Origin of the sequence: Phytohabitans flavus, from assembly GCF_011764545.1 — a bacterium.
GTDB lineage: Bacteria > Actinomycetota > Actinomycetes > Mycobacteriales > Micromonosporaceae > Phytohabitans > Phytohabitans flavus.
Genome location: NZ_AP022870.1, coordinates 5,601,334 through 5,618,959, shown reverse-complemented (window position 1 = coordinate 5,618,959; position 17,626 = coordinate 5,601,334). Strand labels below are relative to the sequence as shown.

Below are 17,626 nucleotides of genomic sequence, written 5' to 3'. Positions count from 1 at the left end.
ATGCCACTGGACGTGCTCTGTGTCGGCGCCGTCACCGTCGACACGATCGCCGTGGTCGATCGGGCTCCGGGCCCGGACGGCCGGGTCGTCGCCACGCCATTCACGGTGGCGGGCGGGGGCCCGGCGGCGACCGCGGCGGTCACCTTGGCCCGGCTGGGCGTGCCCGTTGGTTTCTGCGGCGTTGTGGGCGACGACGCGGAAGGCGCGCTCAGCCGGGCCCTCCTTGAGAAGGCCGGCGTGGACACGACCTGGCTGGTCACCCGCCCGGGCGTACGCACTACGCAGAGCATGATCGTCGTGTCCCGGGAGCAGGGCACGCGGATGATCGTCACCACCCCGTCCCCACCGCCTCCGCCGGTCCCCGCCGGCGTGGCGAGGTGGCTGCATCTGGACCAGACGGGGTACCCGGCAGCCCGGGAACACACCGGCGCGAAGATCAGCCTCGACGGCGGCAACCCCGTCTCCGGCCTCGACGTGACCGGCCTCGACCTGTACGCCCCCGCGGTGGGTGGGCTCGCCGACGCGTTTCCGGCCGCCACCCTCGCCGAGAGCATGCGCGCGGCCGCGGCCGCCGGCGCCCGGGAGGTGGTGGCCACCGCCGGTGCCGAGGGGAGCTACGTGCTCGTCGACGGCGAGGTGCACCACGTACCGCCGATCACCGTGGAGTCGCCGGTGTCCACGATGGGCGCCGGCGACGTCTTCCACGGCGCCCTGCTCGCCGGGCTGGTACAAGGGCGTTCGCTGGTGGACGCGGCCCGGCGGGCGAATGCGGTGGCGGCCCTGTCCTGCCGCGCCCTCGACGGCCGTACCGGCATCCCGGACGCCGACGAGACCGAGCGCTTTCTGTCCACGGTGGACCCCGGCGTAAGCGTATGAACGGAGTGCAATGTCCAGCTATCAAGTCACGGCGGATCCCGCGACGGGTGAGCTTCTCGACCCGTTGAGGACGGCCGAGGGTGGCTTCGCCATGCTCGCGCTCGACCAGCGGGAGTCGCTGCGCCGGATGTTTCCGCAGGTAGACGGCAAGGAGGTGGGCGACGATGCGCTGCGCCGCTTCAAGACGACGGCGGCGCGGGTGCTGTCCCCGTTCGCGTCGGCGGTGCTCCTCGACCGCCCGTACGCGGTAACCGACAGCCGCCCCGAGACACTCAGCCCGGCCTGCGGCTTCATCCTGGCCGCCGACGACCTGGTGCAGCCGCCCGGCGAGGCGGTCGTGGACACCGGGCTGGACACCGAGGTAACCCCGGAGTTCGTCAAGCAGGTCGGCGCGAACGCGGTGAAGCTGCTGGTGCTGTGGCGCCCGGACGGCCGCGAGCAGGAGCGGGCCGAGCTGGTCCGCGCGTTCGTGGCGGTGGCCCGCGAGGCCGGCGTCGCCAGCCTTGTCGAGGCGATCGCCCGGCCGGCCGGCAGCGACGTGTGGGAGAACCAGGCGGACCGGCACGCGGCGATCCTCGACGCGGCCCGGGAGATCGCCCCGCTGGGCGGCCTGATCTACAAGGCCGAGGTGCCCGGCTACGCTCCCGGCGACGTCTCCCGGGTACGGGAGCACGCCGAGCTGATGACGGACATCGTGCCGGTGCCCTGGGTAGTGCTGTCGAACGGCGTGGCCCAGCCCGACTTCGCCGATGCGCTGCGCGCGGCGTGCCTCGGCGGGGCCAGCGGATTCCTCGCCGGGCGGGCGATCTGGGCCGACACGGTCGCCGACCCGGATACCGATCAAGCGCTGGCCACTCGGTCGGTTGAGCGCCTGCGCGCCCTGAGCGCGATCGTGGCGGAGGCGCGGGGATCGTAGTGTCACGGGTGAATGACAGCGGAACTGGGGAGTGCGGGCGATGAGCACAGTGGAAGAGAGCTTCCGGTACACCTCCGCGCCGGAGCGGCGGGAGCGACTCGTGCAGTTCATCGCGGAACACGGCTATTGCACCATCACCGAGCTGTCGAAGGCGTTCGACGTATCCGAGATGACCATCCGCCGCGACGTACTGCGCCTTGTCGAGCAGGGCAAGGTGCGTGGGTTCCGGGGCGGGGTCGGCTCGCTGTCCCGGCAGGAGATGGAGGGGAGCGACTACCGGCTGCGCGACATGAAGATGGCCGACGCCAAGCAGGCCATCGCGCTCCGGGCGATCGAGCTGGTCAACCCCGGCTCGGTCATCGCGATCGACGCCGGCACGACCGGACACCAGGTCGCCGAGCTGCTCCCGCCCGACCGCGCGCTGACCGTGGTGACCCACTCGTTCCCGGTCGTCTCCAGCCTGATCGGCAACCCCGGTACCGAGGTGATGTGCCTGGGCGGGCTGCTGCACGCCGAGTCGCTCTCCTTCGACGGTCCGGCCACGCTCGCCGCCATCTCCAGCCTCCAGGTGGAGACGCTTTTCCTGGCCGCGAGCGGGGTCGGCGACCGGGGCGCGTTCTGCGGCAACGGGTTCGACGCGATAACCAAGCGGGCACTCATCGAGGTCGCCGACCGGGTGGTACTGCTCGCCGATTCGTCCAAGTTCGTCACGTCGGCGATGGTGAAGATCTGCGGGTGGTCGGCCATCGACACGATCATCATCGACGACGGACTCAGTGAGGAGCACCAGCGCATGCTCGAAGGGCAGGACGTCGAGGTGATCGCGGTGTCCACGAAGGAGACACCCTCGGTGGCGGCGGCATCGTGACGGCACGGCACCGGATCGCGGTCATCGCCGGCGACGGCATCGGGCAGGAGGTCGTACCGGCGGCCGTGGAGTGCCTCGACGCGGTGGGCGCGCGGCACGGAATCGCGTTCGACTGGCACCACCTCGACTGGGGCTCGGACCACTACCGGGCCCACGGCCGGATGATGCCGGTGGACGGGCTGGACACGCTGGCTGGGTACGACGCGATCTTCCTGGGCGCGGTGGGCGTACCGGACATCCCCGACGTCGAGACGCTGTGGGGGCTGCTGATCCCGATCCGCCGCGCGTTCGCCCAGTACGTCAACCTCCGCCCGGTCCGCACCCTGCCGGGCGTACCGTCACCGCTCGCCGGCCGGGAGATCGACCTGGTGATCGTCCGGGAGAACAACGAGGGCGAGTACTCGGAGATCGGCGGCCGCATCTACCAGGGCTCGGCGGACGAGATCGCGATCCAGGAGTCGGTCTTCACCCGCCGCGGGGTCGAGCGGGTGGCCCGTTTCGCGGCTGGGCTGGCGGCCGGCCGGCGCGGGCTGCTCACCTCGGCCACCAAGAGCAACGGCATCGTGCACACGATGCCGTTCTGGGACGAGGTGGTGCGCGGCGTGCTGGCCGACTATCCCGGGGTCACCGGCCGGCAGGAGCTCGTCGACGCGCTCGCCGCCAGCCTCGTGCTGCACCCCGAGCGGTACGACGTGATCGTCGCCTCCAACCTCTTCGGCGACATCCTCTCCGACCTGGCCGGGGCGGTGGCCGGCTCGATCGGCTGCGCGCCCAGCGGCAACCTCAACCCCGAGGGCAAGCACCCGTCGATGTTCGAGCCGGTGCACGGTTCCGCGCCGGACATCGCCGGCAAGGGCATCGCCAACCCGATCGGTCAGATCTGGAGCGGCGCGCTGATGCTCGACACGCTGGGTCACGCCGAGGCCGCCGCCGAGCTGGTGACCGCCTTCGAGGCCGCACTCGAGTCCGGCGTGCGTACCCGGGACATCGGCGGCACCGCGACCACGGCGGAGGTGGCCGCCGCGGTCCGGGCCAATCTCACCTGAGCGGGCGGAAGGCGGAGCGTAGCTCCTCGGAGAAGATCCCCGGCTCCTCCCAGGCGGCGAAGTGGCCGCCGCGGTCCACCTCGTTGTAATAGATGAGCTGGGGAAATGCCCGCTCGGTCCAGCTGCGCGGGGCCCGGTAGATCTCGCCGGGGAAGACCGTCACGCCGACCGGGAGCTGGATGTCGGCGGTCCGCTGGGCCGCGGCGCTGAAGTTGTTGTTGTTGTTTTCCCAGTAGAGCTGGGCGGCCGAGACGGCGCTGTTCGTGAGCCAGTACAGCGAGATGTCGTCGAGCATCTCGTCCTTGGTGAGCGAGCGCTCGGGGTCACCGCCGCTGAAGGTCCACTGGGCGAACCTGTCGTACATGAAGGCGGCGAGGCCGGCGGGCGAGTCGGTCAGCCCGTACCCCAGGGTCTGCGGCCGGGTCTGCATCATCACGCCGTACGCGCCATTTTTGGCGAAGAAGGTGCTCATCGCCTCGTACGCGGCCCGCTCGTCGGGGGTCAGCTCGGGCGGCGCGGGCAGGCCGCTGTTGATGGGGCTGACGAGTTCGGCCGGGATCGTCGGCGGCATGTTGACGTGGATGCCGAGCAGTCCGGGCGGCGCCTGGCGGGCCATGGAGTCCGCGATCACCGAGCCCCAGTCGCCGCCCTGCGCCACGTACCGGTCGTAGCCGAGCCGCCCCATCAGCTCGTCCCACGCCTGCGCGATGCGGTCGGGATCCCAGCCCGGGCTGCTCGGCTTGGCCGAGAACCCGTAGCCGGGCATCGAGGGGATCACGACGTCGAACGCGTCCTCGGCTCGCCCGCCGTACATCGTCGGGTCGGTGAGCGGGCCGATGACCTTCAGCAGCTCCAGGATCGAGCCGGGCCAGCCGTGGGTGAGGATCAGCGGCATGGCGTCCCGCTCGGGCGAGCGTATGTGGATGAAGTGGATGTCGAGATCGTCGAGCACGGTCATGAACTGCGGCAGCTCGTTCAGCCGTGACTCGATGTTCCGCCAGTCGTACCCCGTTCCCCAGTAGCGCACGAGGTCCTGGATCTTCTGGAGTTGCACGCCCTGCGACTGGTCGGAGACCGTCTCCGGGCCGGGCCACCGCGTCGCCGCCGCGCGCTGGCGCATGTCGGCGACGTCGGCCTCGGGGATCGCGACCTGGAACGGGCGTATCTCAGCTGTGCTGCTCGACATACCGCCAAGTCTTCGCGCGCCTGACCGGGCGGTGCCTCACTATTCCTGGGTGAAAGCGGTGTCGAAGCGGGCGTGCGGCGGCTCCCACAGCAGCGAGCGCACGAAGGCCAGCGCCCGCGGCGCGCCGTCGAGGCGGCTCATCCGGGCATCCTCCCACTCGATGGAGATGGGGCCGTCGTAGCCGATCGCGGCCAGCGCGCGGAACGCGTCCTCGAACGGGACGTCGCCCTGACCGGCCGAGACGAAGTCCCAGCCGCGCCGGGGCTGCCCCACGGCAGGTGCGAGCCGAGCCGGCCGACCCGGCCGTCCTTGGCGCGGATGCGGGTGTCCTTGCAATCCACGTGGTAGATGCGGTCGGCGAAGTCGACGATGAAGTTGGCCGGGTCGATGTCCTGCCACATCATGTGACTCGGGTCCCAGTTGATACCGAACGCCGAGCGCCGGTCGATCGCCTCCAGCGTGCGGGCCGTGGTCCAGTAGTCGTACGCGATCTCACTGGGGTGTACCTCCAGCGCGAACCGCACGCCCTCGCTGTCGAAGACGTCCATGATCGGGTTCCACCGGCGGGCGAAGTCGGCGTAGCCGTCGTCGATGACCTCTTCCGGCACCGGCGGGTACATCGCCACGTACCGCCAGATCTTCGAGCCGGTGAAGCCGGTGACCACGCCGGCGCCGAGCTTGCGGGCCAGGATCGCGGTCTTCTTGACCTGCTCGGCCGCGCGGGCGCGTACCCCCTCGGGGTCGCCGTCGCCCCAGGTGCGCGAGCCGGCGATGTTCTGGTGGCGGAAATCCAGCGGGTCGTCGCAGACGAGCTGGCCCTGTGCGTGGTTGGAGAGCGTCCAGACGCGCAGGCCGTACCGGTCGAGGATCTCCTTGCGGCCGCGCAGGTACTCCTCGTCCTCCAGCGCCCGGTCGACGTCGAGGTGCTGCGACTTGCAGGCGATCTCCAGGCCGTCGAAGCCCCAGCCGGCCGCGAGCTTGCACACCTCCTCGAACGGGAGGTCGGCCCACTGTGCGGTGAAAAGCGTTACCGGGTGCTTCACGACTGCTCCACCGGCGTGGCGTGCACTCGGGCGATCGCGTCGCCGAGGATCCGGGGGAGATCGCCCTCCGGGATGGTGAACGAGGTCTCGTCGTCGATCGCCAGCGGGGCGCCGAAGACCACCACGCCGGCACCGATCCGCGGGCAGCCGACCGCCTGGTCGATGGAGAGGCCACCGACGGCCTGCACGGGCACGGTGGTCGCGGCGACGATGCCGGGCAGGTCGGTGAGCGGGGAGAGCTTGAGCTCGCGGTGCATGTTGCGGTGGTCGTGGCCGATGTGGTGCAGGACCATGCCGACGCCCAGCTCCTCCAGCCGCCGCGCCTCGGCGACCCGGTCCGGTGCGGCCATGTCGTCGCCCATCACCAGCAGGCCGTACGCCTCGCCGGCCTCGCACACCCGCTGCACCGTGGCGTCGTGCGCGCGCCCCATCACCACGACGGCGTCCGCGCCGGCCTCGGCGTACATGGCTGCCTCGCCGTAGCCGCCGTCCATGACCTTCAGGTCCGCGACGAGCGGGTGGTTGGGGTACTCCTTGCGCAGCGCCCGCACCGCCCGCGTGCCCTCGGCCAGCACCAGCGGGGTGCCGATCTCCAGCCAGTCGGCGCCCGCCTCGACCGCGATCGCGGCCATCCGCAGCGCGTCGTCGAGCGTCTTGAGGTCGAGCGAGACCTGCACGATCCCGTGGGTGAGGTCGGAGCGCTTGAGGCCCCGAATGGATGTACTCATTGATTCGCCTCCAGAGCGCGCACCCGGACCGCCGTCGAGCCGCCGAACCAGCGGTCCCGCGCCGCGCGCAGGAACGCAGCGGAGGCTGCCAGCTCGTCCAGGCCGTTGACGCCGTCCTCGATGCTGATCCAGCCGTCATACCCGGCGTCGACCATGATGGTGAAGATCTTGTCGTAGTCGTTGAGCCCTTGCCCGATCACGCCGTGCTTGAGGGCGGGGGAGTAGCCGATGGTGCCGTCCGCCTGCCGCAGGTCGTCGAGCGTGGTGCCCGGCTCGAGGTAGCGGTCGGAGGCCTGCATCGTCACCACGCGGTCGATGACCGTGCGCAGGAACTCGGCCGGGTCGGCGCCGGCGACGATCGCGTTGGACGGGTCGTACTGCACGCCGAAGTGCACGCGGTCCGGGATCCGGTCGACAAGCGCCCGGAAGACGTCAGGCGCCTGGGCGAACTCCGGATATGTCCACGTGCTCGCCTTGTAGTGGTTCTCTATCGCCAGCATGATGCCGAGCTCGGCGGCGAGCGGGAGCAGCGAGGTGATCGCCTCGGCCGCCCAGTCGAGGCCCTGCTCGACGGCGACCTCGGGATGTGCCTGCCCGCTCAACACCCGGCAGGTGGCGCCGGCGCCGCCGAGCCGCGCGGTCGCCCGCATGAACTCCGCCTGCCGCTCCACCTCGCGGGCCCGCTCGTCCTTGTCCGGGTGGGTGAAGTCAGGCGAAGCGCACATCATCGGCATCTCGAAGCCGGCTGCGGTGATCGCCTCGCCGACCCGGTCGAGGTAGGCTTCGCCGCTCTCCCACAGGAAACCTGTGTGCAGCTCCAGCCCGTCCACACCGAGGGTGCGGGCCTCCTCGATCCAGGTGAAAACCGGCTTTGTGCGGCTGACCACCATCTCGTGCAGGTCGCCCTTTGGGAAGGCCGCGATCCTCATGACTTGAGACCCTAGCACCAAAAGATGGTGGCAAGCGTACAGACTTTGAGTCGCTTCTGAACTATTGTTGGGCCAAGTCGAGCATTCTGGAAGGCTGAGCCCATGAAGGCGTTGGTGAAGTACGCGGCCGCCGACGGTGCGCTGGAGGTGCGGGACCTGCCCGAGCCGGTCGCCGGTCCGGGGACCGTGCTGGTGCGGGTGCACACGGTGGGTGTGTGCGGATCCGACATACACATGTGGCACAACACGCAGAGCAAGAGCTCGGTGGGCGTGCTTCCGGTGACGTTGGGCCACGAGTCAGCCGGCGTGATCGCGTCGGTCGGCGAGGGCGTGACCGGCTGGGCGGTGGGCGACCGCGTCGTGTGCGAGACCGCCGCCTCGATCTGCGGTGTCTGCGCGCTGTGCCGCTCCGGCCGGTACAACCTCTGCCCCTGGCGCGAGGGGTATGGGCTGAAGCGCGACGGCGCGATGGCGGAGTACATGGTGGCCGAGCCGCGCGTGCTGCACCGCATCCCGGAGGCTGTGAGCTTCGACGCGGCCGCGATGACCGAGCCGTACGCGGTGGCGTACAACGCGGTGGTCGAGCGCGCCGAAATCAACCCCGGCGACCTCGTCGTGATCCAGGGCGCGGGCGCGATCGGCATCCTCGCGCTGGAGATCGCCATCCTGCGCGGCGCCGGTACCACTGTCGTGCTCGGCACCGCCATCGACGCGGAGCGGCTCGACAAGGCCAAGGCGCTCGGCGCGGACCACGTACTCGACATCACCCGCGAGGACCCGTTGGCGCTTGTCACCTCGCTGCACGACGGGCTCGGCGCCGACCTCGTCGTGGACGCGACCGGGGTCAGCGTGGCGATGGAGCAGGGCATGCGGATGGTCCGGCCGGGCGGCGCGATCGCCAAGGTCGGCTGGGGGCCACAGCCGCTCGGCTTCACGATCGACCCGCTGGTGAAGAAGGCCGTCACGCTCTACGGCTGCTACTCGCACACCTGGAGCACCTGGGAGAACGTGCTGCGCCTCTTCGCTGACGGCCGCCTCCACCCGGACCGGGTGCTCGGCGGCGTGTACCCGATCGAGCAGTGGGAAGAGGCGTTCTCCGCGATGCAGCGCGGCCAGCACGTCAAGTCCGCTCTGCGGATGCCGTGGGCGCTCGCCGCCGGGGAGGGTAAGTGAGCGCGCCGATCCGGCTCGGAATCGTCGGCCTCGGGGCGGTCGCCCAGGCGGTGCACCTGCCACTGCTCGTGAAGCGACCCGACCTCTTCACGATCGCGTCGATCTGCGACCTCTCGCCCGAGGTGACCGAGGTGCTCGGCGATCGGTTCGGGGTGCCCGGGTCGCAGCGGTTCCACGTACTGGATGAAATGCTGGACCACGGTGGCCTGGACGCGCTGATGGTGCTGGCGCGGGGGTCGCACACCGCGCAGGTTCTGGCGGGTTTTGAGCGGCGGCTGCCGGTCTTCTGCGAGAAGCCGCTGGCCTACACCACCGCGGAGGTCGACCGGATCATCGCGGCGGTGCCCGACCTCGGGGTGCCGGCGATCCTGCTCGGGTACATGAAGCAGTACGACCCCGCGGTGATCGAGGCGGCCCGGATCCTCGCCGACATCGACGACATTCGCAGCATCGAGGCGTCGGTGCTGCACCCGACGGGCCCCTCCCAGCTCGCGCTGGCCCGCGTCGTGGGGCCGAGCGCGCCGATCGCCAACCCGGCCGGCGACGCCGAGGACCGGGAGCTGTGGCAGGCGGCGGTGGGGAGGCGGACGAGGGCACCTGGCGCGCGTACCGAGGTGCGCTGGTCAGCAGCCTCGCGCACGACCTCTCGATCATGCGCAGCTTCGGCGCTCCGCCGGCGACCATCGACTACGCCGACATCTGGCGCCAGTCCGCCCGCCACACGGTCCGGGATGTGGGGCGTGACCGCAAGTCGTTCGGCGAGCACCCGCCCTCGATCTCGGCGGTGGGCACGCTGGCCGGCGGCGGCCGCTTCAGCCTGGCCTGGCACTACCTGCCCGACTTCCCCGCGTACCGGGAGACGGTGCGCGTGGTGCACGGCGCCGGCGCGGTCGAGCTTGTATTCCCGTCGCCCTACCTGCTGCACGCGCCCACCGAGTTGACCGTGACTACTCTGGACGGCGACGCCGAGCGGCGGGTGGTCCGCCGGAGCGCGACAGAGGCGTTCGAGACGCAGTTGGAGGCGTTCCACGCGATGGTCCGTGAGGGCACCGAGCCCCGGTCCGGCCTGCCGGCCGGCCGGGCGGACATCCTGGACTGCCAGCGCATCCTCGCGGCCTTCGCCGGCCGCACCGGCGCCGTCATGGGCGGCGAGGTCGGCAAGCTCGTAGGGGAGTTGACCAGGTGAGCGATCTGATCCGCGCGGCCATCGTCGGGTACGGGCTGGCCGGGCGCGTCTTCCACGCGCCCCTGATCAGCGCCGATCCGGCGTACGAGCTGGCCGGTATCGTGACCGCCAACCCCGAGCGTTCGGCCGCCGCCGCGGGGCTCTACCCGTCCGCGCGCATCCTGTCCTCTGTGGACGAGCTGCTCGCCGCCGACGACTTCGACCTCGTCGTGGTCGGGGCACCGACACCGGACCACGCGACCATCGCGACCCAGACCTTGGAGCGCGGGCTCGCCACCGTCGTCGACAAGCCTTTGGCGGTACGCGGCGCGGAGGCTCTGGCCCTCGTCGAGCTGGCCGAGCGTCGAGGTGTCCCGCTCACGGTTTTCCAGAACCGGCGGTGGGACGGCGACTTCCTCACGGTTCGCAAGCTTGTCGAGGCGGGCGCGTTCGGCGACGTGTGGCGGTTCGAGTCGCGCTTCGAGTGGAGCAGCACCCGCCCTCGTCCACAGTGGAAGCAGGAGACGTCCGGTGTGGACGGCGGCGGTGTGGCGTACGACCTGGGCGCGCACCTGATCGACCAGGCCGTACAGCTCTTCGGGCTGGTCGAGTCGTACTACGGCGAGCTCGACCGCCACCGCCCCGGCGCGGTCAACGACGACGACAGCTTCATCGCGCTCACCCACGCATCGGGTGTGCGGTCACACCTGGCGATGAGCAGCATGGTGGCGCAGCGCGGGTTCCGCTACCGGGTGCTGGGCTCCGATGCGGCCTTCACGAAGTGGGGCCTGGACCCGCAGGAGCCGCAGCTAGCGTCCGGCATGTCGCCGCTCGACGAGGGCTTCGGCGTGGAGCCGGCCGAGGCGTGGGGCAAGCTGGGCCGCGACACGGACGCCGAGCCGGTGCCGACCGAGCGGGGCGGCTACCGCGAGTTCTACGCCCGCCTGGCCACCGCACTGCGCGGCTCCGGCCCGCTGCCGGTAGACCCGCGCGACGCCCTGGTGGCAATCAACATCATCGAGTCACTACACGCCCGATAAGAACGAGATCCGAGCTACCGCGACGTCCGCGGTGGTCCGGACCGCTGCTCCCGCAGCCTCACCCTCCGCGCTTCACAACCCACCGCCGGCATCGGGCTGGTCAAGGTTGATGAGTTGTGCTGTCTTGCTCGGGGTTGCAGATAACCCTTCTTTGCCTCCGGCAGGGCTCGCCACCTGTTTCGGGCTTGTTTGCGGCGACGTGCAACCGCAGGGTCTGTTCGGCTCGTTCTAGTCGGACAGCGGTGTGGGAGGGCACGGATGCGGGCCGAGGAACGGCAGGAGTACGTCGAGTACGTCAGCGGGCGGTTGGCGACGTTGCGTCAGGTGGCGTATCTGCTCTGCGGTGACGAGCACCGCGCCGACGACCTGGTGCAGCAGACGATTACCAAGCTCTACGTGCGGTGGCGCCAGGTCAGCCACGTCGAGCATCTGGACCAGTATGTGCGGCGCATGCTCGTGCGTACGTTCCTGGACGAACGGCGCCGGCCGTGGTCCCGGGTGGGACTGCTGGCAGCGCTACCAGAGCGGCCGTCGCCTGCTGACCATCGCGTGGAGGACGCGATGGTGCTGCGCGCGGCGTTGGCGCAGGTGCCCCGCCGCCAGCAGGCGGTACTAGTGCTGCGTTACCTCTGCGACATGTCCATCGAGGACGTCGCGGAGGCGCTCAGCTGCTCGGCCGGGACGGTGAAGAGCCAAGCCAACCGAGGACTGGCCACGCTGCGCCGGCTGCTCGATGCCGAAGCGGTGAGCGCGTTGCGGGAGGGGAACTGAGGATGGACAGGGACAGGTATGCCGCTGAGCTGCTCCAGCCGCTGGTGCGGGAGCCGGCCGGGCCGTCACAGGTGGACATCGCCCAGGCCATCGCTGACGGTGAGCGCCGTCGTCGGACCGTGCGGCTGGTCAGCGCCGGTGGCGCGGCCGCGGTGACAGTCCTGGCACTCGTCGCGGTCTGGACGATCGCCCGCCCGGCGCAGGAGGCCGCCCCGTTCGGCGGGGTGACGCCGCCATTACCCGATCCGGCCGCCGAGGCGACAGGCACACCCTCCGCCGCTGCCACCGTGCCTGCTCCGCCGGCCAGCTGCACCGTCCGGCGCCTGCCGATGCCCGCCGGTCATCCGGCCAAGAGCATCGTCACCGGCGGCGACCCCACCGGCCGGTACATCGTGGGGCGCTCGTACCCCAAGGGCGGTCGCTCCGACCGAATCCTCATCTGGGACCGCGGCAAGGTCAGCACTGCGACCATGACCGGCGCCGACCCGCAGCTAAGCGACGTCACCTCGACCGGCGTGGCCGTCGGGTCTAGCTTCGTGAACAGCGAGGACCTTGTCACCGCGGCCTGGGTCTACCGCAACGGCAAGATCACCCGGATGCCCGGCGAAGACGCGGAAGCCCGCGCGATCAACGAGCGAGAGGTCGTCGTCGGCTCGGTGAACGGCCGCCCCGCGATGTGGCGATCCCCTACCAGCCAACCCACCATGCTCGCCACCCCAGACGGTAGCGGGTGGCAGGGCTGGGCCGCCGCCGTCGACGAGGACGGCACGATCGTCGGCCGGCTCAGCCGCGGCAATTCGTGGGACCAGGCCTACCTGTGGCGGCCAGACGGCACGTTGGAAGCGCTGCCCAAACCGACGATGAACGGCAAGCCCGCCACGACGTACACCGCCGACGCGATCCGGAACGGATGGGTGGCCGGCTGGTCTGCCCTCGACGAGGGCGCCACACGCCACCTCGCCGCGCCACGATGGCATTTGCCCACCGGCGAGCTGGACATGATCGACCGTTCCGTAATCGTGAACGCGGTCAACCGAAACGGCTGGGTGGTCGCAGAGACCGACGAGGCAAGCCTCGTGGCCGGCGACCGCTACGTCCGCCTGCCCGGCCTCCACGATGCCGTGTCCCTCCGCGCCGTGATCCCCTACACGATCAGCGATGACGGCGCCACCGCCGCCGGCCAGGCTTCCCTGACCGGAGACGGCGGCGACCCCGTCGCCGTCGTCTGGAACTGCCGCTGAGTCCAGCCACCACCGCGGACGTCGCGGTAGCTCAAGTCTCTGAAGATTTCAGAGGGTGCGGGCGTATGGGTCGTAGTCCTCGGGGATCGGGTCGGCCTTCGGGGCGCGGCTCTGGACCGCGACCGGGCCGCCGCGCTCGATCGACTCGGCGATCGAGGCCATGGTGTCGAGGACGTGGTACGCGAGCTCGCCCGAGGCCCGGTGCGGCACCCCGGCCTTGACCGAGCGGGCGATGTCGAGCGTGCCCAGCCCGCGCCCGGCGACCGGACCGGTGGCCGGCACGACCATGGGCTTGTCGTCGCTCTTGCGCCGGATCAGCAGGTCGCCGTCGAAGTGGTTGGGGTCCGGGATGGTCAGCGTGCCCTCGGTGCCGACGATCTCCACGTGCCCCACGCGGCGGTGCGGTGAGTCCCAGCTCAGCACGCTTGTCGACGCGCCGCCCTCGACGAACTCGGCGAGGAACGTCACGTGCGTCGGCACGGCCGCGGTGATCTCCTGGCCGGCTTTGGGGCCGACCTGGAGCACCCGCTTCGGCCGCGACGTGCGACCCAGGCCCACCACCGAGCGGAACGAGCCGAGCGACTGGGTGAGCGCGGTCAGGTAGTACGGCCCCATGTCCCAGAGCGGGCCGGCGCCGCGCGACAGCAGCACCTCGAGGTTGGGGTGGTCGTCCACCGGCCCCGGCACCTCGAAGAGCGTGAGCCCGGTCAGCGGCTGCCCGATGTCGCCCCGGTCGATGATCCGCCGCGCGGTCTGGAGGCCAGCGCCGAGGAACGTATCCGGCGCGCAGCCGATCCGCCGCCCGGTCTGCGCCGCGGTCTCCAGCAGCTGGCGGCCGCTCTCCCGGTCGAGCGAGAACGGCTTCTCCGACCACACGTGCTTGCCCGCGCGCATGGCCGCGAGCGAGACCTCGGCGTGCGCGACCGGGTTGGTCAGGTTGACGATGATGTCGAGATCGGGGTGCTCGATGGCGCGCTCGGGTGGGCCCCACTCGGCCACGCCGTACGCCTTGGCCTGCTCGGCCGCCCGGTCCTCGAAGAGGTCGGCGACGACGCGCACTTCGAGGTCGGGGAAGTTGGTGAGGTTGTCGAGGTACTGCCCGCTGATCCGTCCGGCGCCGATGACGCCGACGCCAACAGGTCCGCTCATGCCGTTGCCGCCGTTCGGGTGCGGAGGTATTCGAAGCTCGCCGCGATCCCTTCGAAAATATCCCCGGCGTACTCGTCGAACTCGACCGCGCCCGCCTCGACCTGCGGCGTGGCCGCGATGATCGCCTCGATCGGCAGCTTGCCCTTGCCGGCCGGCTGCTGCTCAAGGTTGTTTCGGCTGATCGGGCCGTCCTTGAGGTGCAGGAAGCGCACCCGGTCACCGAGCCGGTCGAGCAGCGCGAGCACGTCCTCGCCGCCGACCGCGACCCAGTACGCGTCGATCTCCATAACGACCTCGGGGCGCAGGCCGTCGACCAGGACCTCCAGCGCGGTACGCCCGTCGAACCGCTGCTCCAGCTCCCACCAGTGGTTGTGGTAGCCCACCCGGAGTCCGTGCTCGGCCGCCGCGACCGCCGCGGTGTTGAGCCCCTCGATGATCGTCTCGACGTCCTCGCGGGAGGTCCAGTGCTCCTCCGGGATGTACGTGTCGATGACCGCGGTGGCGCCCAGCTCGCGGGCGCCCGCGAACACCGCCTGGGGGTCCGGCACCTCCCGTCCGGGAAGGGTGACAAGGGGCGACGTGTAGGTCGGCACGCCGAGCCCGTTGTCGCGCACCGCCTGGGCCAGCTCCGGCCCGCGCGAGTAGAGCTTGTGCGAGGCCTCGACCTGCTGGTAGCCGATTTCGGCCACGCGGGCGAGTGTGCCCGGGAGATCATCGTCGAGAGCGTGACGGACGCTGTAGAGCTGGAGGGAGAGAGATTGCAGGACCATGTTCGGAGGCTAACAGATATATGTGCTGGTAGCACCATGTCATGTTACGAACCGAGCACCTCGGCTAGCTGAGCGTTGCGCGTACCAGGTCGCCTGGCTCGGCGCCGGCCCGGGCGACCACCTCGCCGGCCGGGTTGACGATGCTGGACCGGCCCGCCGTCGTGTCGAAGCCGCCCCCGGTCGGGCCGGCGAAGCTGGCCACCACCACCCACACCCCGTGCGTGGTGGCCGTGCGGTGGGCACGCTCCGCCAGCACGTCCGGGCGGTCCTCGGCGACGCCGGCCACGTACGCGTCGATGCCCAGCGCGGCCGTATCCGCCGCGTGCCGAGGCACGCCCGTGTCCTTGCAGATCGCCAGCCCCAGGCGCCAGCCGTCGACCTCGATCACGGCTGGCTTGTCACCGGGCCTGAAGTGGGCCGGCTCCTGGCCGCCGAGGTTGACCTTGCGATAGGCCACCGAGACGCCGCGACCGCCCACGGCCAGCATGGCGATGTGCGGGCCGTCGACCGGCGCCCCTACCAGCGCCAAGGCCCCGGACGAAGCGCACGCCTCGACAAGCGGGGCGAGCCGCGGGTCGTCGATGTCCACAGTGGAGGCTTCAAGCTCGTACCCGGTGAGGGACAGCTCGGGAAAGACCACCACGCGCGTGCCCGCGGCCCGGACCACGGCGGCGTGCGTGGCCACGTTGGCGGCGAGGTCGTGCGAGACGATGTGCGGCTGTGCGGCGGCGACGGTAAGCGGCTCACGCATACCCGCGAATCTAGGGCCTGTTTCAAAAGGATTGTCGAGGCGAGCCGGGATCCAGGCGGCGATCCGGCAAGTCGGGCGCAAGGTCGCATACCGGTGTTGTATGCGGCCTTACGCCCGGCGCCGCCGGTCGTCGTCTGGGCCCGGCGCAGCCCGGCAAGGATTTTGAAACAGGCCCTAGCTACAGCATCGCGGCGAGCGCGGGGTTGTCGATGCCGGAGGCGAGCAGGCGGGCGGCGCCGAGGGCGGAGGCGTCGCCGAGGCGGTACCTGTGCAGGTGCGCCCGGACCACCAGCTCGCGCAGCTCGCACCGCGCGGCCAGCGACGCCAGCGAGCCGACCAGCGCCTCGGCCCACTCGCGGTCGCCGTGCTCGATGGCAGTGGTCGCGGCGCCGTCCAGCACGTACCCGTGTACCCACTGGTAGCGGTCCGGCATCCCCGAGCAGCGCCGCCGCGCCTCGCCCAGCCACCGTTCGGCGCCGGCGCGGTCGCCCCGCATGGCATGCAGCCGGCCGATGCCGCGCGCGGCCATGCCCTCCCAGCACGGGTCCTCGACCTGGAGTGCGAGCGTCCAGGCCCGTTCCAGGGTGTCGGCGGCGGTATCAGTGTCGCCGGCGGACAGCTCGAGCTCCGCGCGCAGGGTCTGCGGCCAAGGCAGGAACGCCATCCACCGCTGCTCCTGGACCAGCGCCAGCGACATGTCGAGCGCCGCGGTGGCCTGGCTGCGCTCGCCGCGGAGCAGGTGGGCGCGGGCCAGGATGGACAGCGACCACGCCTGCTGCCGCGCGTCGCCGCCGCTCGCCGCCCGCTCCACCGACTCGTCGAGAGCGGCCAAGGCGGTGGGGTAGTCGGCGCCGTCCGAGGCGTTCATCCCCCGTACGCCGAGGATCGCGGCCAGCTCGGCGTCGGTCTCCGCCAGCGCGACGGCCTTGGCCAGCCACGCCTCGGCTGTACCCCGCCGGCCGGCCTGCACCTCGACGAAGCCGAGCAGCCGGTGCGCGGTGACCGCCGTGGCCCGGTCACCGGCCCGGCCGGCCAGATGGATCGCCTCCTCCAGGACAACTGCCCCCTCGTTGTCCCGCCCCCGTACCGCGTGTACAAGGGCACCCCCGAGCGCACAGAGCGCCCGCCCTTGTACCGCGCCGTCGCCGGCCCGCGATGCCTCCGTGACCGCGCGGCGCAGGCACTGGAGCCCCGCGTCGACGGCACCGGCGGCGATCGCGGCCCGGCCGGCCTCCATCTGGCTGAGTGCGGCGGCCCGCCCGCTGAGCGGGGTCACCATCGCCGACTCGGGCCCCACGTTGGCGGCCTCGCGAAGCGCCGCCGACGCCTCGTGTCCCAGCTCGCGCCGCAGCAGGTCCTCCCCGACCGCGATCTGCCGCAGCGCCGCCGCCCGGTCGCCGGCCACCGCGAGGCTGCGTACCAGCAGCTCGTGATTGCCCTCTTCGAGCGGGTTGCGGGCGACGGCGCGGGCCGCATACCCGACCGCCTCGCTCGCCGCCCCGCTCGCCAGCAGCGCGACCGCCGTCTGCCGCAGCCGTGCCTCCAGCGTCGCCGACACCCGGTGCCGCGCCACGAGCAGCCACGACTCGAACTCCAGGCAGGCCGGCAGGCTCACCCCTTCGAGCAGCTCGCCGTCGAGGGCGAGCAGCGGAGCCGGGTCGCCGTCCGGATCCGCCAGCCCGTGTACGTCCACCGCGATCCCGTCCCCCACGGCGGTGGTCACCGGGTCACCGACGAACGTGACCGTGCCCCCAGCACCCGGCGCAGCTCGGCGAGTGTCCAGCGCAGCGCACCCAGCGGGTCGTCGGCGTCGGCGAAGAGCAGCTCGGCCACGTGCCGCCGGCTGGGCGGCCGCTCGGCGAGCAGCAGGTAGCTCAGGAGGGCCCACGCCTTCCGGCCACGTGGCGAGCGCGTGGGCTGGCCGTCCAGCTCGATGGCTGGCGGTCCGAGCAACCTGACTGTGTACACGGCCGG

General features: G+C 71.3%; 18 protein-coding genes and 3 pseudogenes. 10 read left to right on the top strand and 11 right to left on the bottom strand.

All coding sequences use genetic code 11. The annotated features are described in order from the left end of the window. Genes Pflav_RS24520 through Pflav_RS24505 form a run of 4 tightly spaced genes read left to right on the top strand, consistent with a single transcriptional unit; the run spans nucleotide 1 to nucleotide 3,706 of the window. The gene (locus Pflav_RS24520; RefSeq protein ID WP_173038528.1) at nucleotides 1–876 is read left to right on the top strand and encodes a carbohydrate kinase family protein; all 876 of its coding nucleotides are present in this window, start codon (nucleotides 1–3) and stop codon (nucleotides 874–876) included. A 10-nt stretch (nucleotides 877–886) separates the two neighbouring features. Further along, complete coding sequence (locus Pflav_RS24515; protein ID WP_173038526.1) at nucleotides 887–1,792, top strand: aldolase; 906 nt, start codon at nucleotides 887–889, stop codon at nucleotides 1,790–1,792. Nucleotides 1,793–1,832: 40 nt separating this feature from the next. Further along, nucleotides 1,833–2,660, top strand: coding sequence for a DeoR/GlpR family DNA-binding transcription regulator (locus Pflav_RS24510; RefSeq protein WP_173038524.1), 828 nt, complete (start codon nucleotides 1,833–1,835; stop codon nucleotides 2,658–2,660). After that, complete coding sequence (locus Pflav_RS24505) at nucleotides 2,657–3,706, top strand: tartrate dehydrogenase (RefSeq protein WP_173038522.1); 1,050 nt, start codon at nucleotides 2,657–2,659, stop codon at nucleotides 3,704–3,706. Before Pflav_RS24510 ends, Pflav_RS24505 begins: the two co-directional genes overlap by 4 nt. Here the strand turns inward: Pflav_RS24505 and Pflav_RS24500 are convergent. The 5 genes and pseudogenes from Pflav_RS24500 to Pflav_RS24485 form a co-directional block, all read right to left on the bottom strand. After that, the gene (locus Pflav_RS24500) at nucleotides 3,699–4,892 is read right to left on the bottom strand and encodes an epoxide hydrolase family protein (protein WP_173038520.1); all 1,194 of its coding nucleotides are present in this window, start codon (nucleotides 4,890–4,892) and stop codon (nucleotides 3,699–3,701) included. The genes Pflav_RS24505 and Pflav_RS24500 overlap by 8 nt on opposite strands. Nucleotides 4,893–5,045: 153 nt before the next feature. Next, a pseudogene (locus Pflav_RS48090) lies at nucleotides 5,046–5,165 on the bottom strand (sugar phosphate isomerase/epimerase); the annotation flags it as partial. An 80-nt stretch (nucleotides 5,166–5,245) separates the two neighbouring features. Beyond that, a pseudogene (locus Pflav_RS48085) lies at nucleotides 5,246–5,878 on the bottom strand (sugar phosphate isomerase/epimerase family protein); the annotation flags it as partial. A 53-nt stretch (nucleotides 5,879–5,931) separates the two neighbouring features. Beyond that, nucleotides 5,932–6,663 carry an orotidine 5'-phosphate decarboxylase / HUMPS family protein gene (locus Pflav_RS24490; protein WP_173038519.1) on the bottom strand — a complete coding sequence of 244 codons (732 nt, stop codon included), beginning with the start codon at nucleotides 6,661–6,663 and terminating at the stop codon, nucleotides 5,932–5,934. Continuing rightward, nucleotides 6,660–7,592: a sugar phosphate isomerase/epimerase family protein gene (locus tag Pflav_RS24485; protein WP_173038518.1), complete on the bottom strand. Its 933-nt coding sequence runs from the start codon at nucleotides 7,590–7,592 to the stop codon at nucleotides 6,660–6,662. Before Pflav_RS24485 ends, Pflav_RS24490 begins: the two co-directional genes overlap by 4 nt. Nucleotides 7,593–7,694: 102 nt before the next feature. Between Pflav_RS24485 and Pflav_RS24480 the strand changes: the two genes are divergently transcribed. Both Pflav_RS24480 and Pflav_RS48930 read left to right on the top strand, forming a co-directional pair. Beyond that, nucleotides 7,695–8,765 carry a zinc-binding dehydrogenase gene (locus Pflav_RS24480; protein WP_173038517.1) on the top strand — a complete coding sequence of 357 codons (1,071 nt, stop codon included), beginning with the start codon at nucleotides 7,695–7,697 and terminating at the stop codon, nucleotides 8,763–8,765. Continuing rightward, nucleotides 8,762–9,064, top strand: a pseudogene (locus tag Pflav_RS48930) (Gfo/Idh/MocA family oxidoreductase); the annotation flags it as partial. The gene Pflav_RS24480 and the pseudogene Pflav_RS48930, both read left to right, overlap by 4 nt. A gap of 5 nt (nucleotides 9,065–9,069) precedes the next feature. Here the strand turns inward: Pflav_RS48930 and Pflav_RS46155 are convergent. Next, a complete protein-coding gene (locus tag Pflav_RS46155; RefSeq protein ID WP_232071858.1) occupies nucleotides 9,070–9,405 on the bottom strand; it encodes a hypothetical protein in 336 nt (111 codons plus the stop codon). Between the two features lie 12 nt (nucleotides 9,406–9,417). Between Pflav_RS46155 and Pflav_RS46150 the strand changes: the two genes are divergently transcribed. The 4 genes from Pflav_RS46150 (at nucleotide 9,418) to Pflav_RS24455 (ending at nucleotide 12,982) form a co-directional block, all read left to right on the top strand. After that, the gene (locus Pflav_RS46150; RefSeq protein ID WP_232071856.1) at nucleotides 9,418–9,951 is read left to right on the top strand and encodes a hypothetical protein; all 534 of its coding nucleotides are present in this window, start codon (nucleotides 9,418–9,420) and stop codon (nucleotides 9,949–9,951) included. Further along, nucleotides 9,948–10,970, top strand: coding sequence for a Gfo/Idh/MocA family oxidoreductase (locus Pflav_RS24465; protein ID WP_197938734.1), 1,023 nt, complete (start codon nucleotides 9,948–9,950; stop codon nucleotides 10,968–10,970). Before Pflav_RS46150 ends, Pflav_RS24465 begins: the two co-directional genes overlap by 4 nt. A gap of 258 nt (nucleotides 10,971–11,228) precedes the next feature. Beyond that, nucleotides 11,229–11,741 (top strand): SigE family RNA polymerase sigma factor, encoded by a 513-nt coding sequence (locus Pflav_RS24460; protein ID WP_173038514.1) that lies wholly within the window; start codon nucleotides 11,229–11,231, stop codon nucleotides 11,739–11,741. A 2-nt stretch (nucleotides 11,742–11,743) separates the two neighbouring features. Then, nucleotides 11,744–12,982 (top strand): hypothetical protein, encoded by a 1,239-nt coding sequence (locus Pflav_RS24455; protein WP_173038513.1) that lies wholly within the window; start codon nucleotides 11,744–11,746, stop codon nucleotides 12,980–12,982. A 48-nt stretch (nucleotides 12,983–13,030) separates the two neighbouring features. On the opposite strand, the gene Pflav_RS24450 is transcribed toward Pflav_RS24455, so the two are convergent. The 5 genes from Pflav_RS24450 to Pflav_RS24430 all read right to left on the bottom strand — a co-directional run bounded on the left by Pflav_RS24450 (nucleotide 13,031) and on the right by Pflav_RS24430 (nucleotide 17,620). Next, complete coding sequence (locus Pflav_RS24450) at nucleotides 13,031–14,131, bottom strand: Gfo/Idh/MocA family protein (protein WP_173038511.1); 1,101 nt, start codon at nucleotides 14,129–14,131, stop codon at nucleotides 13,031–13,033. Further along, nucleotides 14,128–14,901 carry a sugar phosphate isomerase/epimerase family protein gene (locus Pflav_RS24445; protein ID WP_173038509.1) on the bottom strand — a complete coding sequence of 258 codons (774 nt, stop codon included), beginning with the start codon at nucleotides 14,899–14,901 and terminating at the stop codon, nucleotides 14,128–14,130. The genes Pflav_RS24450 and Pflav_RS24445 overlap by 4 nt, the downstream gene beginning before the upstream one ends. Nucleotides 14,902–14,965: 64 nt before the next feature. Continuing rightward, entirely contained in the window at nucleotides 14,966–15,652 is a 687-nt protein-coding gene (locus Pflav_RS24440; protein WP_173038507.1) for a carbon-nitrogen hydrolase family protein, read from the bottom strand. A 178-nt stretch (nucleotides 15,653–15,830) separates the two neighbouring features. After that, entirely contained in the window at nucleotides 15,831–17,375 is a 1,545-nt protein-coding gene (locus Pflav_RS24435) for an AfsR/SARP family transcriptional regulator (RefSeq protein WP_173038505.1), read from the bottom strand. Next, nucleotides 17,372–17,620, bottom strand: a complete 249-nt coding sequence (locus Pflav_RS24430; protein WP_173038503.1) for a hypothetical protein — start codon at nucleotides 17,618–17,620, stop codon at nucleotides 17,372–17,374. Before Pflav_RS24430 ends, Pflav_RS24435 begins: the two co-directional genes overlap by 4 nt. Nucleotides 17,621–17,626: the final 6 nt, after the last annotated feature.

Coding starts and splice junctions, on each gene's coding strand:
- Pflav_RS24520 (WP_173038528.1), top strand. CDS start 1: ATGCCACTGGACGTGCTCTGTGTCGGCGCCGTCACCGTCGACACGATC.
- Pflav_RS24515 (WP_173038526.1), top strand. CDS start 887: ATGTCCAGCTATCAAGTCACGGCGGATCCCGCGACGGGTGAGCTTCTC.
- Pflav_RS24510 (WP_173038524.1), top strand. CDS start 1,833: ATGAGCACAGTGGAAGAGAGCTTCCGGTACACCTCCGCGCCGGAGCGG.
- Pflav_RS24500 (WP_173038520.1), bottom strand. CDS start 4,892: ATGTCGAGCAGCACAGCTGAGATACGCCCGTTCCAGGTCGCGATCCCC.
- Pflav_RS24490 (WP_173038519.1), bottom strand. CDS start 6,663: ATGAGTACATCCATTCGGGGCCTCAAGCGCTCCGACCTCACCCACGGG.
- Pflav_RS24485 (WP_173038518.1), bottom strand. CDS start 7,592: ATGAGGATCGCGGCCTTCCCAAAGGGCGACCTGCACGAGATGGTGGTC.
- Pflav_RS24480 (WP_173038517.1), top strand. CDS start 7,695: ATGAAGGCGTTGGTGAAGTACGCGGCCGCCGACGGTGCGCTGGAGGTG.
- Pflav_RS46150 (WP_232071856.1), top strand. CDS start 9,418: ATGCGCAGCTTCGGCGCTCCGCCGGCGACCATCGACTACGCCGACATC.
- Pflav_RS24460 (WP_173038514.1), top strand. CDS start 11,229: ATGCGGGCCGAGGAACGGCAGGAGTACGTCGAGTACGTCAGCGGGCGG.
- Pflav_RS24455 (WP_173038513.1), top strand. CDS start 11,744: ATGGACAGGGACAGGTATGCCGCTGAGCTGCTCCAGCCGCTGGTGCGG.
- Pflav_RS24450 (WP_173038511.1), bottom strand. CDS start 14,131: ATGAGCGGACCTGTTGGCGTCGGCGTCATCGGCGCCGGACGGATCAGC.
- Pflav_RS24445 (WP_173038509.1), bottom strand. CDS start 14,901: ATGGTCCTGCAATCTCTCTCCCTCCAGCTCTACAGCGTCCGTCACGCT.
- Pflav_RS24440 (WP_173038507.1), bottom strand. CDS start 15,652: ATGCGTGAGCCGCTTACCGTCGCCGCCGCACAGCCGCACATCGTCTCG.